18 protein-coding genes are annotated in these 17,744 nt (G+C 42.1%); 10 read left to right on the top strand and 8 right to left on the bottom strand.

Features of this window, described 5'->3' with window-relative positions:
* Positions 1–19 precede the first annotated feature (19 nt).
* The 3 genes from Q0C11_RS05140 (at position 20) to Q0C11_RS05130 (ending at position 3,441) form a co-directional block, all read left to right on the top strand.
* The gene (locus Q0C11_RS05140) at positions 20–526 is read left to right on the top strand and encodes a CvpA family protein (RefSeq protein ID WP_293006334.1); all 507 of its coding nucleotides are present in this window, start codon (positions 20–22) and stop codon (positions 524–526) included.
* Between the two features lie 107 nt (positions 527–633).
* Complete coding sequence (gene purF, locus Q0C11_RS05135; protein ID WP_293006333.1) at positions 634–2,154, top strand: amidophosphoribosyltransferase; 1,521 nt, start codon at positions 634–636, stop codon at positions 2,152–2,154.
* A 108-nt stretch (positions 2,155–2,262) separates the two neighbouring features.
* Positions 2,263–3,441: an O-succinylhomoserine sulfhydrylase gene (locus Q0C11_RS05130; protein ID WP_293006331.1), complete on the top strand. Its 1,179-nt coding sequence runs from the start codon at positions 2,263–2,265 to the stop codon at positions 3,439–3,441.
* A gap of 51 nt (positions 3,442–3,492) precedes the next feature.
* Here Q0C11_RS05130 and Q0C11_RS05125 read toward each other — a convergent pair whose 3' ends face one another.
* A complete protein-coding gene (locus Q0C11_RS05125; protein ID WP_293006330.1) occupies positions 3,493–3,984 on the bottom strand; it encodes a peptidylprolyl isomerase in 492 nt (163 codons plus the stop codon).
* A gap of 30 nt (positions 3,985–4,014) precedes the next feature.
* Entirely contained in the window at positions 4,015–4,596 is a 582-nt protein-coding gene (locus tag Q0C11_RS05120; protein WP_293006329.1) for a peptidylprolyl isomerase, read from the bottom strand.
* Between the two features lie 142 nt (positions 4,597–4,738).
* On the opposite strand from Q0C11_RS05120, the gene cysS reads away from it, so the two are divergent.
* A complete protein-coding gene (gene cysS / locus Q0C11_RS05115) occupies positions 4,739–6,121 on the top strand; it encodes a cysteine--tRNA ligase (protein WP_293006327.1) in 1,383 nt (460 codons plus the stop codon).
* 18 nt (positions 6,122–6,139) lie between these two features.
* Here cysS and Q0C11_RS05110 read toward each other — a convergent pair whose 3' ends face one another.
* The 3 genes from Q0C11_RS05110 to motA are packed head-to-tail and all read right to left on the bottom strand — an operon-like array spanning position 6,140 to position 8,760.
* A complete protein-coding gene (locus tag Q0C11_RS05110) occupies positions 6,140–6,892 on the bottom strand; it encodes a hypothetical protein (protein WP_293006325.1) in 753 nt (250 codons plus the stop codon).
* Positions 6,893–6,912: 20 nt separating this feature from the next.
* The gene (gene motB, locus Q0C11_RS05105; protein WP_293006323.1) at positions 6,913–7,851 is read right to left on the bottom strand and encodes a flagellar motor protein MotB; all 939 of its coding nucleotides are present in this window, start codon (positions 7,849–7,851) and stop codon (positions 6,913–6,915) included.
* A 48-nt stretch (positions 7,852–7,899) separates the two neighbouring features.
* A complete protein-coding gene (motA, locus tag Q0C11_RS05100) occupies positions 7,900–8,760 on the bottom strand; it encodes a flagellar motor stator protein MotA (protein WP_293006322.1) in 861 nt (286 codons plus the stop codon).
* Positions 8,761–9,306: 546 nt separating this feature from the next.
* On the opposite strand from motA, the gene Q0C11_RS05095 reads away from it, so the two are divergent.
* The 5 genes from Q0C11_RS05095 to Q0C11_RS05075 all read left to right on the top strand — a co-directional run bounded on the left by Q0C11_RS05095 (position 9,307) and on the right by Q0C11_RS05075 (position 13,362).
* Complete coding sequence (locus tag Q0C11_RS05095; protein ID WP_293006321.1) at positions 9,307–10,095, top strand: MEDS domain-containing protein; 789 nt, start codon at positions 9,307–9,309, stop codon at positions 10,093–10,095.
* 329 nt (positions 10,096–10,424) lie between these two features.
* On the top strand, positions 10,425–11,357 hold the full coding sequence (locus Q0C11_RS05090; protein ID WP_293006320.1) for a metal-dependent hydrolase: 933 nt from the start codon (positions 10,425–10,427) through the stop codon (positions 11,355–11,357).
* Positions 11,358–11,453: 96 nt separating this feature from the next.
* Entirely contained in the window at positions 11,454–12,323 is an 870-nt protein-coding gene (locus Q0C11_RS05085; protein ID WP_293006375.1) for an alpha/beta hydrolase, read from the top strand.
* A gap of 272 nt (positions 12,324–12,595) precedes the next feature.
* Positions 12,596–13,162, top strand: a complete 567-nt coding sequence (locus tag Q0C11_RS05080) for a carboxymuconolactone decarboxylase family protein (protein WP_293006319.1) — start codon at positions 12,596–12,598, stop codon at positions 13,160–13,162.
* Positions 13,163–13,230: 68 nt separating this feature from the next.
* Entirely contained in the window at positions 13,231–13,362 is a 132-nt protein-coding gene (locus Q0C11_RS05075; RefSeq protein WP_293006317.1) for a hypothetical protein, read from the top strand.
* Positions 13,363–13,545: 183 nt separating this feature from the next.
* Here Q0C11_RS05075 and Q0C11_RS05070 read toward each other — a convergent pair whose 3' ends face one another.
* Positions 13,546–15,357, bottom strand: coding sequence for an ABC transporter ATP-binding protein/permease (locus Q0C11_RS05070; RefSeq protein ID WP_293006315.1), 1,812 nt, complete (start codon positions 15,355–15,357; stop codon positions 13,546–13,548).
* A gap of 22 nt (positions 15,358–15,379) precedes the next feature.
* Positions 15,380–16,657 (bottom strand): divalent metal cation transporter, encoded by a 1,278-nt coding sequence (locus Q0C11_RS05065; RefSeq protein ID WP_293006313.1) that lies wholly within the window; start codon positions 16,655–16,657, stop codon positions 15,380–15,382.
* Positions 16,658–16,789: 132 nt separating this feature from the next.
* On the opposite strand from Q0C11_RS05065, the gene Q0C11_RS05060 reads away from it, so the two are divergent.
* Positions 16,790–17,281: a hypothetical protein gene (locus tag Q0C11_RS05060; protein ID WP_367273735.1), complete on the top strand. Its 492-nt coding sequence runs from the start codon at positions 16,790–16,792 to the stop codon at positions 17,279–17,281.
* Here Q0C11_RS05060 and Q0C11_RS05055 read toward each other — a convergent pair.
* Positions 17,278–17,580, bottom strand: a complete 303-nt coding sequence (locus tag Q0C11_RS05055; RefSeq protein WP_293006312.1) for a hypothetical protein — start codon at positions 17,578–17,580, stop codon at positions 17,278–17,280. The two genes, Q0C11_RS05060 and Q0C11_RS05055, sit on opposite strands and share 4 nt — an antisense overlap.
* Between the last annotated feature and the right edge of the window lie 164 nt (positions 17,581–17,744).

Raw genomic sequence — 17,744 nt, 5'->3', positions numbered from 1 at the left:
AATTTATTAATTTTGATCAATGACTGTTTTTGACTATGTTGTTCTCAGCATTTTTCTTGTATCTATAGTTTTAAGTGTTTTTCGTGGATTTGTTCGAGAATCATTAGCTATTGCGGGTTGGGTGGTTGCGTTTATAGTGGCTAGTGCGTATACGACCTTCTTTGAGCAATTTTTGCCGGTTGAAATAACTGGAGTCACGTTAAGATTTTCCATTACATTTGTTTTGACTTTTCTGGCTGTTTTGCTAGTTACGGCATTGATAACCATGTTATTGGCCGCTTTTATTAAAGGTATTGGGCTAGGATTTATTGACCGATTTTTGGGTTCAGTATTTGGTTTTTTGCGTGCTTTAATTATTGTCATGCTTTTGGTTCTGATCGCCGGATTAACGACGATTCCTAACCAGGTTTTTTGGCAGCAGGCTGTTTTGAGTAAGCCGTTGGAAGCAATAGCATTACAAATATTGCCTTGGTTACCCAATGACGTATCTAAGCATATCAATTATGAAAGGCAGGAAAATTCTTAAAATGATCCTGCATCAGTAAAATTTACTATGCTTCAAATGATTGCTTCATTAAGCAAATTTATATCTATTTTTTAAGCCGATTAAAGCAAAGTTTACGGAGTGTTTCTATGTGCGGAATTCTCGGCATTGTTGCAAAGTCACCAGCTAATCAATTACTTTATGATGGCCTGTTAATGTTGCAGCATCGTGGACAAGATGCGAGTGGTATTGTAACAGCGCAGGGTAATACCTTTCACATGCATAAAGGGCTTGGTCTGGTAAGGGATGTATTTCGCACCAGAAACATGAGAGCTCTGACTGGGAATATGGGCATCGGCCATGCGCGTTATCCTACTGCAGGGTCTGCACGCTCTCCAGCTGAGGCTCAACCTTTTTATGTGAATTCACCGTTTGGTATCGTGCTGAGTCATAACGGAAATCTGACAAATGCTGATCAGCTGAATCAGGAGTTGTTTAAAGCCGATCTAAGACATGTCAATACTAATTCCGATTCGGAAGTACTTTTGAATGTTCTTGCACACGAATTACAGGAGAGTACGCGCAATTGTCAACTTGATCCCGCAGCCATTTTTGCTGCAGTAGCTGGCGTACATAAACGTTGTAAAGGCGCGTATGCGGTCGTGGCTATGATTGCCGGGTATGGGTTACTCGCTTTTCGTGATCCTTGCGGAATACGTCCTTTGGTATTTGGAACTGCAGAAAATGAAATGGGCGATGAATATCTAGTTGCTTCCGAAAGTGTTGCTTTGGATACCCTCGGATTTAAGCTGATACGTGATGTAGAGCCTGGAGAGGCTATTTTTATTGACGAAGATGGTAACTTTTATAATAAACAGTGTGCTAACAATGCTTCATTAAACCCCTGTATTTTTGAGTATGTATATTTAGCCAGACCTGATTCTGTAATTGATGGCATCTCTGTTTATGAAACACGGTTAAATATGGGAGAGTATTTGGCTGAAAAAATTAAAAGATCAATGTCTCACTTAAATATTGACGTGGTTATTCCAATACCAGATTCAGGTCGTCCTTGTGCTCTACAGTTAGCTAATTGCTTGGGGGTTAATTTTCGTGAAGGCTTTGTTAAAAATCGGTATGTTGGCCGGACTTTTATTATGCCAGGACAACAACAACGACGTAAATCGGTGCGGCAAAAATTAAATGCAATGGGTATAGAGTTTCGTGGTAAAAATGTTTTATTGGTCGATGATTCCATTGTGCGTGGCACTACAAGTCGTGAGATTGTACAGATGGCACGCGAAGCTGGCGCAAACAAGATATATTTTGCTTCAGCAGCACCTCCGGTAAGACATCCCAATGTGTATGGTATCGATATGCCAACGCGCCAAGAATTAATCGCAACGGATCGTGATACGGATGAGATTTGTACTGAAATTGGTGCTGACTATCTGATTTTCCAGGAACTGGATGCGCTCAATCAAGCCGTTTCAGTAGTCTCACCTGCGGTCAAAAAATTTGAGACTTCGTGTTTTGATGGAATTTATATTACTGGTGATATAACGCCAGATTATTTAAATTCCCTCGAATTTCAAAGAAACTCCAGTCAACTATCACATCACACTAGATACAAGACTCAATTGGACTTGAGTTTGGTCTTCTCTGAATAGTTTCTTGAAAAAACAAATCGAGTTATCTAACCGATTGATCCAAAACCGACCAGCGCTGAATCGCTATAAATTTTGAAAAATATAATTACTGCTTGAGGTTCCAATTATATGTCCGATCAATTACAGCCAGAAACACTTGCACTGCATACTGGTATTCATCGTAGCCAGTTTAATGAGCACTCTGAAGCGATGTATTTAACTTCAAGCTTTGTATTTGATAGTGCCGCGCAAGCTGCTGCCCGTTTTTCCGGGAACGAGCCTGGTAATATATATTCCCGATTTACTAATCCTACCGTAACCGCATTTGAAGAACGGCTTGCTGCGTTGGAAAACGCCGAGGCATGTATTGCAACATCTTCCGGTATGTCAGCCATACTTGCATGCGTCATGGGTTTGTTATCTGCCGGCGATCATATCGTTGCATCACGGAGTTTGTTTGGCGCGACCGTAAATTTATTCAATAACATACTTAAGAAATTTAATATTGAGACGACTTTCGTATCGGCAACGGATACACATTCATGGCAAGCTGCCATAAAAACAAACACCAAGCTATTCTTTCTCGAAACACCCTCCAATCCATTAACAGAAGTATCGGATATCCCTGCTTTAGCTGAGGTTGCGAAGAAATCTGGTATTTGGCTAGTGGTTGATAACTGCTTCTGTACTCCTGTTTTGCAAAAACCGCTTGAGCTTGGCGCAGATATTGTGATTCACTCAGCTACCAAATATTTGGATGGACAAGGAAGAGTGTTAGGGGGTGCTGTCTTAGGTAAGCGCGACGTGCTAATGGATGGTGGTATCTATGGATTCTTACGTACGGCCGGGCCGACGCTAAGTGCATTCAATGCATGGGTTATCCTCAAAGGTTTGGAAACACTTAAAATTCGTGTGGAAACGCATTCGAGAAATGCGCTGCAACTAGCCCAGTGGCTTGAGTCCCATCCCAATGTGACGCGTATATTTTATCCTGGCTTAATGTCTCATCCGCAATATGAATTGGCAAAACAACAACAAAGATCTGGCGGAGGTATTGTTACTTTTGAGGTTAGAGGGGGTAAAGAAGCCGCTTGGCGCGTTATTGACTCGACGCGTTTAATATCAATTACTGCCAATTTAGGCGATACGAAGAGTACGCTGACACATCCTGCAACGACAACCCACGCACGAATCAGTCAAGAGGCGCGAGACGCTGCGGGGATATCCGACGGGTTATTGCGTATTGCAGTGGGACTAGAGTCAGTGCAGGATCTTCAGACCGATTTAGCTCGAGGCCTAGCGCTATAGCTAATGAATTTAGCAGATCGATGAGTCAAAATTACTGAACCCCATTCGCAATTAAATGACTTCAGCTTTTTGGATAATTACATCCTCAACGGGAACATTCTGGTGCCCAGCTTGATTCCCAGTTTTAACTTTCTTTATTGTGTCGACCACATCCTGACCCATGATTACTTTACCAAACACGCAGTAACCAAAGCCGTGCGATGAGGGATCCTTATAATTTAGAAATCCGTTATTGGCCACATTGATAAAAAATTGCGCTGTCGCAGAGTGTACATCAGTCGTACGAGCCATTGCTATGGTATAAGTATCATTTTTGAGCTCGTTAGCGGCTTCATTTTGGATAGGCGCGCGAGGTGTTTTTTGTTTCATTCCAGGTTCAAATCCACCCCCTTGAATCATGAAATCATCGATAACACGATGAAACAGTGTATTGTCATAGAATCCACTGGTTACATAGTCTAAAAAATTTTGTACAGTTTCAGGCGCCCTTTCGCTATCCAGTTCAATTGTTATTTCACCTAAATTGGTTTGTAATCTAACCATTATTTATCCTTTGTTAATTTGTGATTCTTGTCATTGAATATTAACGGGTAGTTTAATAATCTTTTCTATAATAACATTGCTCTTCGGTACATCGCTTGGAAAAGGGCCTTTTGAGCCGGTTGGCATTGATGCAATTTTATTAACAATATCCATGCCGGAAATTACCTTGCCAAACACCGCATAACCATAACCAGTTTGATCAGATGCTTTAAAATTAAGAAATTTGTTATCAGCAACGTTAATAAAAAACTGGGCTGATGCGGAATGAGGATCCGATGTTCGTGCCATTGCGATCGTTCCGGTCTCATTCTTCAAATCATTAGCAGCTTCATTTCGAATAGGCGCTCGTGTCGGTTTTTGGTTGAGTGCGACATCGAAGCCGCCACCTTGAATCATAAAGCCGTCTATGACTCTGTGGAATATCGTATTTGTGAAAAAACCATCGTCAACATATTGCAGAAAATTCTCAACGGTTTTAGGTGCCTTGTCAGGATAAAGCTCAAGAACAATGCTTCCAACATTCGTTTTCATTTCAACCTTAATATTTTCTGCGTTAGCATACAGAGGAAATGAAAATAAAAAAAGGAAAAACAAAATTTGGCGAAAATACATAGTCAGGGGTCCTCATTGTTAGTGGTAAACAGAGATTCAAATCTACATTATGTTATACTCATCGTCCATTCCGGTTGTACCCAGGAAGGTTCTGGATTCTATCAAAAAGACAAGTAATTTCACAATTTTATCCATTGGCTTTATGCTCAAAATATATAACTCAATCGCCCGTGAAAAACAAGGTTTTGTTCCGATTGTGCCTGGGAAAGTTAAATTATATGTGTGCGGGATGACCGTTTATGATTACTGTCATTTGGGTCATGCGAGGGTGCTGGTTGTATTTGATATGGTTGTTCGTTGGTTTGAAACGAATGATTTTGCTGTCAATTATGTACGAAATATTACCGATATCGACGATAAAATCATTAAACGTGCGCAAGAAAGTAATGAATCAATTGAAACACTAACACAGCGCTTTATTCAAGCCATGAATGAAGACTCAGCGGCATTGGGTGTTTCATCTCCGACTCATGAGCCATGTGCAACTCACCATATTGAAAGTATGATTCGGATGATTAGTACACTTGTTGAGAAGAATCTTGCTTACCAAGCCCATAATGGTGATGTCTATTATTCTGTACATAACTTTCCTGGTTATGGCAAGCTTTCTGGTAAATCTCTGAGCGATCTGCGCGCAGGTGAGCGTGTTGATATTGATTCAAGTAAAAAGGATCCATTGGATTTTGTGTTGTGGAAATCAGCAAAACCTGGCGAACCATTCTGGGAGTCTCCGTGGGGGCAAGGACGACCGGGCTGGCACATTGAGTGCTCAGCTATGTGTGAGCAATTTCTTGGTGAACATTTTGATATTCATGGGGGAGGTCAAGATCTACAGTTTCCGCATCATGAGAATGAGATTGCGCAAAGTGAAGGAGCGCACGATCATCCATTCGTTAACTACTGGATGCACAATGGATTTGTCCGGGTTGACAATGAGAAAATGTCAAAGTCTCTAGGTAATTTCTTTACTGTCCGTGAAATATTGAAATTATATCAACCTGAAGTGGTACGTTTTTTTATTTTACGTGCACACTATCGCAGCCCACTCAATTATTCTGATCAACATCTTAGAGATACAAAACTGGCATTGGATCGGCTCTATATTGCATTAAAAGAAGTTGAGCCCATTCAGGATGCAACGATAGATTGGAATAACGCTTATGCGCAGAAATTTAAACAGGCAATGGATGATGACTTTAATACACCGGATGGAATTGCTCTATTGTTTGATCTTGCCAGTGATATCAACAAAACAGGTTCAAAAGAACACGCCGGATTACTTAAGGCGCTGGGTGGCTTGCTAGGGATTTTGCAGCAAAATCCCCAGGAGTATTTGCAAAATAAGGCAGCTAACAGTGAATTAAACGCCTCAATCCATCATGAAATCGAGCAATTGATTCAGGAACGTATAAACGCACGAAAAGAAGGGCGTTATTCCGATGCCGATGTAATCCGGAAACAGTTGCAAGAACGGGGCATCATTCTTGAAGATAGCTCGCAAGGGACTACCTGGCGTCGTACATAGGGTATTGCAATCTGGATGTTATATTTTCCAGAGATATAACGTAGAGTTTGAGAAGTCATCAAGCTTGATACTTTTATCAGGCGGTATATCAGGAATAATAAAACTATTGCTGATTAAAAAGCTACCCGGGCGCATTTCTTGCGTGGCTTTCTGCCAGAGCGAAGCCATCGGAACCGGAGATAAATAAGCATAAACAACGTCATAGCTTGAGAAGTCATGTTTCCAGAAATCGCCCCATACTATTTTGCTGGTTGGAGTAGAAAACATACTTCTTAATTTACTGATCAGGAAAGGTAAGGGTGCGTATTCGATGCCATAAAACAAACCGTTCTTATGAGTATTTGCCAGATTGCTAACTAACCCCCCGCATCCGCTTCCAATATCAATAAAGGAAAACTGGCTCTGCTTGGGCAATAATGTAGCCAATGCCTGGTTTACGCTTTTGCTTGAAAGATACAGCGGTACCTGGGTTTTATAAGTTTTACCGTAGGTGAATAGTAAGCAAAGAAAAAGTATTAAGAACCATGTTGATGAAATATTTAGTGCTAGTATAACAATGGCTAGAGGCATAAAAACCAAATGAATCGGAATCCACCACTTCGGCATTCTAAGGTAATAGCTCACAAACCCAGCCAGAAATCCCTGTACCATAGCCCACGCGAAAATGTTTAAAACTATTACCGATTGGAACCCAATAAAGGAACCAACACCTATTAAGGTAATGACCTGAATGAGCAGGGCGATGATAACCGGGTGCCGAAATTTCAACATAATGAATATTGACTATTAGTTTATAAAGAGCTTGTCTCTGGATTTTGTAACAATTCCTTAGTGGGTTCTTTCTGCATATCTATGTCGACGGTGGGATTATCCATAGTGATCGCTTTTTCAGCTTTTTCATTCATAACAACGATGCTGATCCGACGATTAATTGGGTTAAGCGGTTCGTTCTTGTCGAATAATACTGCCGAAGACAATCCAACAACTTGCAGCATTTTACTGGCATCCATGCCACCTACAATTAATTCTCGTCGTGAAGCATTGGCGCGATCAGCCGAAAGCTCCCAATTACTGTAACCTTTGTCACCAGTCGGAAACGGCTTTGCATCCGTATGCCCGGAAAGACTGATTTTGTTAGTTACTTCGTTAAGCATTTTGCCAATTTCACGTAGAATAGTTCGGGTATAGGGTTGTAATTCGGCTCTTCCAAGAGCAAACATAGGCCGGTTTTGCTCATCTACGATCTGGATTCTCAATCCATCCGTTGTAATGTCCAGTAACAATTGGTTTGCAAACCTTTGCAATTGGGGATTGGCTTCAATGGCTTCCTCGATTTTCTTTTTTAACCCTTCGAGCTTCTCCAATTCAATCCGCTCCTTGATAATCTTTACGGCTTGCTTGTTGGCAGGGTCATCTATAACAATTTCTCCTTTCTTTACTTGGCCGTGCTGACGTGTGAGATCAGTGCCGCCTCCTTTAATTATACTATTACTTTCCCCAATGCTGGAGCCGCCCATGAAGGCAATTCTTAATGGCGTTTGAAAATAGTCCGAGATGCCCTCTAATTGACTCTGGGTTGACGATCCCAGTAGCCACATCAGTAAAAAAAAGGCCATCATGGCAGTTACGAAATCTGCATAGGCAATTTTCCAGGCACCACCATGGTGACCGCCAGCCACCTTTTTAATCCGCTTGATAACTATTGGGCGCTGTGAAAGATCATCAGCCATAAATATTCTCGCAAATTAAATTGAATGTTATTTTGAAAAAATTACGCATTACTTGGATTTGCTTTGTTTAACATGCTCTTCCAATTCTAAGAAAGAAGGTCTCTCGGTGGTAAATAAGACTTTCCGGCCGAATTCCACCGCCAGCACAGGTGAATAGCCGTTTAAATTGGCTAATAATGTAATTTTGATGCACTCAAACATTTTGCTGGATTCATGCAGATTGTGCTCGAGCTTACCGGCCAGCGGGCTGACAAATCCGTAAGCCAACAAAATTCCTAAGAATGTACCTACTAATGCTGCAGCGATCAAAATACCTAATTCTGCAGGTGGCAGGTGAACGGATTCCATTGTATGTACTACACCCATAACCGCTGCCACGATACCGAAGGCTGGCAGCCCATCACCTAGTTTTGCTACACAATGAACAGGTACTTCTCCTTCCTGATGATGCGTTTCCAATTCGCTGTCCATGAGACTCTCGATTTCCAGAGAGTTAAGATTGCCACCGACCATTAACCGTAAATAATCGGTAATAAATTCAGTGATATGATGATCAGCCAAAATATCCGGGTATTTGGTAAAAATGGGGCTATTCGACGGATCGTCCACATCCCCTTCAATAGACATCAACCCTTCTTTGCGAATTTTTCCTAGTACTTCATAGAGTAATGTCATCAGATCCATATAAAGCGTTTTGGTATATTTGGAACCTTTGAATACGGTAGGCAAAGCCTTCATCGTTGCCTTAAGCGCTTTATTGGAATTGCCGACTACAAATGCACCAATGGCGCCACCGCCGATCATGAGAATTTCCACAGGTTGCCATAAGGAAGCCAAATGACCGCCCGCTAATGCAAAACCGCCAAACACAGAAATAATAATAATGATGTAACCAACCGATACGAGCATTGCGATGACTCCCTAGAATGTAATTACGCAATTGTTTGATGGCAAATTCTGAAGTGAGAAGTTAGCACATCACTACATTAATCATTCTTGAAGAAAAGGTTGGTTTTCCCCGTGTGTTTCGATTTTTATTTGTAACTTTTTGAACTTGTTATTTTCCGTGGTCTTGTCGCGCTCAATCTTCTTAATCTTAGCCGCCATCAAGTATCGGGTCGACTATTATCGGGATCTGAGGCATGGAGTCTTTGTGTGTTGAAAAAAAGTTGCATCAGCATAAAAGCAATAATGTCGCTTACATTGGGTACTCTTAGAGAGTTGACTTATACCTCAAGTTTTTAAGATTTACTGTATCAATTTATATTCAGTAATGACAGTTTAATATATCTATAGGTGTCATTTAATATTATTTATAGTTGTATTATGGTTGTTTTATTACCTATATTTATATAATTTTATATAAAAGTTAACCAGCTATTTTGACAATTATGTATAGGTTAGTTAGTATATGACTATATTAGTCATATTAATATTTAACGAGAGGATGTACTGGTGTTATCAAAAAATGACAATCAAGCACTGATGACGATTGCAGATGCAGCTACTTTTTTGAATGTCAGCAAGGCTACGATAAGACGATGGACTAACACTGGACTACTGCCCTGTTCACGTATCGGTAAGCGAGGGGAGCGACGATTTCTTAAGGCCGATTTGATGAAGTTCGTAACTGAGACCACAAACGTCAAGGAGAGCGAGGTATCGGTTTCTCAGCATAAAACTGTGTCACATTGCTGCTTTGTCAGCAACACTGTTGATGAAGAATGGGTTGCGCTGAGTCGTGAGATTTTGCAGCACATTGGAGAGGGAGCGCAAATCGTTTTAATAGAGGGGGCTGACCGAAAAAATAGGCTGGCAAAATTGTTGAAAGCAATAGGATTGCATATGCAAGATTTGTTGGATACCCATGCACTCCGATGTTTGTTTGTTAATGAATCTTATCTTCTGAGTGGAACATTTAAGGCAGATAGAGTAATCGCTTTTGTTGAATCTACGATTCTAGAAGCTAAAGCTAGGGGATTCGAGAGAGTATTATTTGTTGGATATGGGGGTTGGCTATTTAAAGATACGAAGTCTCAAGACAATGCCATTTTAGAAGAAGTAATGAGTTATGAGTCTGGTTTGAACGAGATGTTATCCAGGTATCCAAATTCAACAGTTATTTGCCCTTATTTATTAAATGACGTCAGTTCAAGGATGGTGGTTGATTTATTTTGCGTTCATCCAACATTGCAAGTTAAATCTACTCGCGTGAAAGGCTTACTTGGTGAGTTGGCTGTTTAGCAGCACAGAGTAGCTATGAAATAACGGATTAATTAGACCTGTTACGAAATACACACGATGAATTAGAGTCTATTTTATGCAATCAATTGTGTCCTAATTCGTTGAATCAGTGCTGTCGCTGGATGTTTGCTAAACAAAGAATCTAATTTTGGTTATATGTGTTGGGCATGAATAAAGAAGTTTCTTTAATATTTATTTAATAATCTGGTCTTAGCGGACCCAAGATGTGGAGTGAAGTCCATGACGATGTCAGGAATTACAGTGAGATTTCTAGAATTTGATTTTGAAGGCAACAAGGTCGGATTTGTTATGAATCTAATGGAGATGGCATGATACAGTCGAATTATAAATACCAGGCCAAGGAAGTTGATGAAATAGTGGTAAGAGACTTTGCTTTTGAATTTCCATCCGATATGGACCCGGTCTGGGTTCCCGGTAACCCGGTTCGGTCACACATGTTTAATGGGTTTTCTCTGACCATGCCATATCTCGAACCTTTTCTGATACGTTCAATATTAAAAGCGAGAGAGCATGTAAGCGACCCAGAATTATTGAAGGACATGTCGGGATTCAATCATCAGGAGGCAAATCACTTTAAGTGCCATCGGCGATATAACGAGTTATTGAAGGCCAATGGTTATCCGGAGTTGGAACGGGTCGAAGAACATATGGCCAAGGCATATGCTCGGCTTGAGAGTAAAAGTTTACACATCCGGTTGGCGTATTCTGCCGGGTTTGAATCTATGACAAATGGTTTTACACATTGGCTTATTACCAAGCGCGTGGCACTTTTTAAAGAAGCGAACCCGCATGTCAGCTCATTTTGGATAATGCATATGATAGAGGAGGCGGAACACAAAACTGTCGCTTTTGACACTTATATGGCGTATTCCGGCCAGTACCTGGCGAGATTTCTGGGTGTATTCCACGGTAGCGGGCATGTCCTTGGGTTGGGTCTATGGGCCATGTTTATTTCGCTGAAGAAGGACAAAATACTGTATCGCCCGAAAACCATATTACAGCTCATTAAGGAGCTGACATTGCTGTGTGTTAATGTTGGCCCATTTATGCTGAGATCTCTTCTGCCAGGCTTCAATCCGAGGCAGGAAAAGGACCCGCAATGGATGAAAGATTGGGTAAGGGAATATGCCACGTTGCCAAAGGGCGCGCTTATTCCCTTGGTCGATACCAGTAACCCCGAGATGCCAGTACCCTTTAAATCATCTCACACCACAAAAATAGTGGCGTCTCATTTGCATTGAGGCTGTAATACTGTTATTTGGTTCGGCTTTCGCAACGCAAGAATTGGACAACTGACAATTATTTAATATCTGATGGAGAAAATTATCGTGTCTGGTATGGTTCGAACCGGTTCAACGCGAGCTGGCGGAATTCAGTTTAGCTATCTTGAAGTGGGCGAAGGACCGTTGGTGCTGTGTTTGCATGGATTTCCTGATTGTGCTAACACCTTTTGTCATTTATTACCTGCACTTGCCGATGTGGGTTTTCGTGCAATCGCCCCGTATATGCGCGGTTACGCTCCAACTGATGTGCCGGACGATTCGTATCAAGCAGCGGTATTGGCCATTGATGTCGTGGAGCTGATCGATGCACTGGGCGTTTCGTCGGCCGCCGTCATTGGCCACGACTGGGGTGCGGTGGCCGCGTACGGTGCAGCCAAGCTTGCACCACAGAAAATAACAAAATTAATTACGCTCGCTGTACCACATCCAGTATTGCTTTTCAGCTCTCTCATCACCAATCCAGAACAACAGCGCCGCAGTTGGTATATGTTCTTTTTTCAGATGTCGTTTGCTGAAGATGCGATGGCATTGAATGATTTTGAGTTCATTGATCGAATTTGGCAAGAATGGTCACCCCTGTGGCGATGTCCTTTCAATATAATGAATGCAGTCAAAAATACGTTTCGCCAGCCGGGTGTGGCCAAGGCCACGTTAGATTATTATCGTTGTTTGTTCAATCCCCAACTGCATGACGCCTCACTTTTCGATGTTCAGGCATTACTCTTCGATTCACCGATCGAAGTTCCCACGATGTATTTTCACGGCGAACGCGATGGCTGCATTGGTTTGGAGTTAACAGAAGGGATGGAGCAGTTCTTTACCAAAGGATTTGAAAAATTCGTAGTGTCAGATGCTGGGCACTGGGCACATTTAGAGCAGCCGGATGAAGTGAATCGAAGACTTATGGAATTCCTCACAGCATGATTCTAGGTTTGATCGCAAATTATCAATGGGGTCTTAAACTTATAGCAATTTTGTTTTGTAGATAACAGACATCGTGTTTGGACTGTATTAAAGTTCTAGGCAATGGTGAGCCATCGGGTTGGCATACTTACTGATTATAAAGATGCGGTAAAACCCCAATGATGATGGAGGAATAGGCACTTAGTAATGGGCTTTTTTCAGATGATCATTAAAGCAAGTAAATCAGAAAATGTATTTATTTCACTTCAAAAAATGTATTACAGGAGATTATTATGAGAACGATTAGTCAGATTGTGGATGACGGTGCAGTGACACCTGAAATGGATGAAAGCTTTATCCAGATAAAAAAGGCATTAAAAGCACCCTTTACACCCAATTTTTTCCGAGTTTGGGCCACTTCGTCCGAGTCGTTAAAAGGAATATGGCCGGTAATGAACCATATACTGACTAGTGGCCGGGTAGGCCGTCGGCTCAAGGAGATGATTTTTGTTGCTATCTCATCATTAAAGGGCTGCCATTACTGTGAAGCAGCACATCATGCATTTTGTTTGCATATCGGTGTTACACCTGAGCAAATAGACAGCCTAATTAAGAACTACACTGCAGAAACGTCGGATCCCAAAGAGAAAGCGGCTATCGATTTTGCTGTCAGGCTGGCAAAAGATTCTCATTCTTCCAGTGAACAGGATTTTCAGGCGCTAAGAGAACTGGGGTTTGATGATGAAGAAATTATGGAAATTATTGCCATGTCGGGTATGAGTGTTTTTTATAATCATCTGGCCAATGCAACAAAAATAAACATTGACGAAGGATTTACTAAAATGTTATCTAGGAAATAAATCTATATTTTGGGGACTGATTCAGTTAACCAGCCCCTAAATTCTATTAATCTTCAATGACTCATATAATGGAAATCCTTCCGGTTAACTACGTCAAGAGAGGTGAACTTTATATCGCCTATCAAGTATTTGGTGAAGGAAAGATCGACCTGATACTGCTGCCCGGTTGGATCAGCCACCTCGATGTGGCTTGGGAATAGCCAAGATTGGCTAACTCGTTTCGCCGACAAAGTCCATTCTGCCGTCTCGATGCTGATCGATAAGTGCTGAACCGGATTATCACTCCGGGTTTCGCCAGACAATTGTCAGAAGGCTTTGTTTATAGAAATTCAGCCAAAAAAAGACTGATAAATATTGGCTATCTGGAATGCCTTGAAAGGCAATTAACGGGTTGTTAAAATTTGTTGCAAGTTTTGATCGGTTTCTTCTTGTCGTTGTAGTTCCCACATACGCGCATACTGACTGTTTATTGCTAGCAACTGCTGATGTGTGCCACGCTCAATGATGCGCCCATGATCCATGACTAGAATCTGGTCAGCATCAGCAATGGTGGATAATCGATGCGCGATGGTCAATGTTGTACGGTTCTTTGCAATGCGTTTTAATTCGGCCTGAATACGTTTTTCCGAGTTTGAATCCAGCGCCGATGTGGCCTCGTCAAAAATCAGAATAGCCGGGTTCTTTAAAATAGTGCGGGCAATGGCCACGCGCTGTTTTTCACCTCCCGATAGTTTTAAGCCGCGCTCACCGACAATGGTTTCATATTTCTCAGGAAGGCTCTCAATAAAGTCATGGATATGTGCTGATTGGGCTGCTGCATAAACTTCATTCGCAGTTGCATCCGGGCGTCCATAAGCAATGTTGTAAAAAATACTGTCGTTAAATAATACCGTATCTTGCGGTACGATGCCCATGGTGGTACGCAGGCTTTGCTGAGTGACATCACGGATGTCTTGATCATTGATCTGAATGCGGCCCGACTGCACATCATAAAAACGGAACAACAAGCGGGCCAGTGTGGATTTCCCTGAACCACTGTGGCCTACGACAGCGACATTGTGCCCGGCAGGGATATCAAAGCTGACATTAAACAAAATCTGACGATTGGGTTCATAGCTAAAATTAACCTGATCAAAATGGATAGCTGCATTTTTAATATTGAGTATCTCGGCATCTGGTTTGTCCTGAATTTCCTTGTTTTCCTCCAGCAAAGTAAACATACGTTCCATGTCTGCGAGCGAATGCTTGATTTCCCGGTACACAAAACCGAGGAAATGTAGTGGCATATAAAGCTGCAGCATAAAAGCATTGATCAGCACTAGATCCCCCAAGGTCATATGACCGTCAACTACCTGATCAGCAGCCAATAGCATGAGCAGCGTGACCCCAACGGCAATAATTGCGCTTTGTCCTGCATTCAGTGTTGCCAGCGAAGTCTGGTTGCGTATAGCGGCTTTTTCCCATGATTGTAGATGCTCATCATAACGCCGGGCTTCCCAAGCTTCATTACCAAAATATTTGACTGTTTCGTAGTTCAGTAAACTGTCGATGGCTTGCGTATTGGCTTTTGAGTCCATGTTATTCATGGTGCGGCGGAAAATCATGCGCCATTCGGTGACGATCAGTGTCAATGAGATATATGCCAGCAAAGTCGAGACAATGATGATGGCGAACCAGATGTCGTACTTACTAATGAGTATGGCCAATACCAAGCCAATCTCAAGTAATGTCGGCAGAATATTAAACAGCATAAAATTCAGCAGGAATGAAATGCCACGCGTGCCGCGCTCAATATCGCGTGAAACACCGCCAGTTTGCCGTTCCAAATGAAAACGCAATGACAATGAATGCAGATGACTAAATACTTTGTTGGCTACGCGCCGGATTGCTCGTTGCGTCACTTTGGCGAAGATGGCATCGCGCAATTCGCCAAATAAAGTACTGCACAGGCGTAACACGCCATAACTCATCAGCAAAAAAACGGGTAGTACCAGCTCAGCACGTGGCTGATCCAGAGCATCGACAATTTCCTTCAGAACCAATGGGACAGAAACATTGGCCAATTTGGCCAATACTAACAGGCTGAGCGCTAAAACAACTCTGACTTTAAACTCCAGCAGATAAGGTAAAAGTGAAGCAATTGTTTTAAGATTGCTGCGGGTAGCCGCTGGCTTCTCAAGGCGGGTAGGGCGCATCAAATGTTATTTTGCTGGTAAATTAAAGTAATAATAAATAGGTAATCGAGCACCCGGATAAAGTGACAACACCGAGCCAGCACCAAATCCACATCAATTTTCCTGGACGATACTGATCGGGCATATTTTTACTAAATACGGCCTGCATATTTAATACGGCGAAAATGGGAGCTGCTACGAAAGATACTACGGTGGCGATTTTGACCAGGTCGCGCATTGAAGCGAGATAGAAGAACAGGATGAATAACGTTCCTGTAATAATAATCAATAGCCAGATCAGATAGGTTTTTTCATTATTCAGCAGCGATTTTTGGGGAAATATTAATGCTGATGCAGCGCTGATTGAGCGTGGGAAAGCGTCAAGTACGGTTAATGTGGTGCTGAACATGGTTGCCAATGCTGCGATGGCAACAATTGGATAAGCCCATTGACCTAACGCCTGTTGGTACATATCAATCAATTGCCCTGCAAAGGCCGCACCTCCGGCCGCAAAAGGAATATTGCTGCCGTACATCACCAGCGCACCCAATAATAGAAAGCAGATCGCTAAAAAAGCTGTTCCAATATAACCCACTCTAAAATCGAATAGGGTATCTTGCATGCTGGTTAACTTACCCTCACTTTCATTTTTGCTTTTAGCCCAAATGGAATGCCATACAGAAAGATCAAGAGGCGCGGGCATCCAGCCAAGAAATGTCGCCAGAAAAATTAAATGTACGGTATCAGAAAATGAGAAGAATACAGTTGCAGATTTGTGGTGTCCGGGATTGTCAAATAACAACATAATCACAGCAGCAATCGAAGTTACCGCAAGCACCAGGATAATAATTTTCATTAATTTATCCAGAAGCTTATAGCGACCACTGACTAGCAAGATCAAGGCAAACAGCAGCAAGATACTGCTGATAATGAATGCAACTATTTGTGGATCATGTCCACCCAGTCCTTCAAGGCCGAAAATATTTGTTATTAAACCAGCCGTTACAACAGTAATGGCAGCTTGAACGATGAACATGGTTGATATCGACAGGAGTAAATAGAGCCATATGGCCCATTTCCCCAGTCTTAGATATCCGTGCAAAATATGCTGTCCTGTTGCTGCGGTATAGCGCGGGCCAAATTCAAAGAAAGGATACTTGATTAAATGGATAATAATAATCGCAATAATTAACTCAAATCCAAACATGCCGCCAGCTTGAGTGGATTGAACCAGATGAGAAACTCCCACAGCTGCGCCAGCATAGAGTAATCCAGGCCCTAGGCGTGAAATAAAATGACTAAAAAGTTTGTGCAGTGCCATCGCTCGTTATTTTGTAGGCAATAGAGATTATTCGCTCGATCAACAAAACATGCTTCCCGGTTTAGCTGATGAATAAAAATTATTGTTGATCATCTTGAGTTCCTTAATTATCGGCGGTAAGGTAACACATGTATGGATATTTTGCTTCGCAACTACGCAGTTGAAAGCATTGATGTCTATAGCAACAATCTAAACCTAAAATTCTTAGCTGGAGCAATTATGGAGATTACCTGTTATCGTGATCCTGAGATCCATCGAGAGGCTCGCAACTTGCCGGCAAATACGTATAATCTAGCCATCACCTTATTAGCGCGCTGCCCGACCCGGCATTTGTTTATACCTATCCGTGCGATGCAATATATGGCCATTGTTGATAACGATGAGTTTGTGTTTATAGATGGGGAGCGTAAATGCTGGATTGATATCGCTTGGTGCAATTTCAGGCGGGAAGATCGTGATGCGTTGAATCAGCCGGTCGTTTATGATGCAATCTATTATCGTGAGAACATGTCAGAAATTATGACCCGATTGCAAAGCGAATTGCCCCTTGCACTTCAGACCTTGGCCAGCAAAGCTAAGCTGGATGGTCCGGCACGGATCTTGCATTTTCCGGCGAACCGCTAATCATCTTCATCCAGCTCGGTATCCCAGCCTTTCTCTTTCGCGCTTGCAATGGCTTGTGCGTATAGTTGAGCATGTCGTTCACGTAACTCCTCGGGTAAGCGGCTTGGCAGATGTGCATAGGGCTCCCAGGCCGCGTAGACTTTTTCATATAAAGATTGCATCTGTGCGCCACTCCAGCCTGTGCAAGTTTCAGATTCAGGCAAAATTTCGAACACCCAAGCATCACGTACGATGCGACCCAGATGGGTGAGACCCCCATTTTTATCTTGATCAATACCTACATATATCTGTTCTATCATTGTGTTAATCTCATTATTGTCGGTGTTATATGCACAGTTTTTACTTAGCGTTTGACTGTGTCAGTCTTGGGTTTCGTATCAAAGCGTTGCAGTATATGATGAGTCATGTTTTTAGCAAGCTCCTCTTCGCTGAAAAATACGGTGCCAACATTATCCTTGCGTAG

It is taken from the genome of Nitrosomonas sp., from assembly GCF_022842015.1.
GTDB lineage: Bacteria > Pseudomonadota > Gammaproteobacteria > Burkholderiales > Nitrosomonadaceae > Nitrosomonas.
The sequence above is the reverse complement of the archived record's forward strand: the minus strand, read 5'-3'. Positions and strand labels throughout refer to the sequence as shown.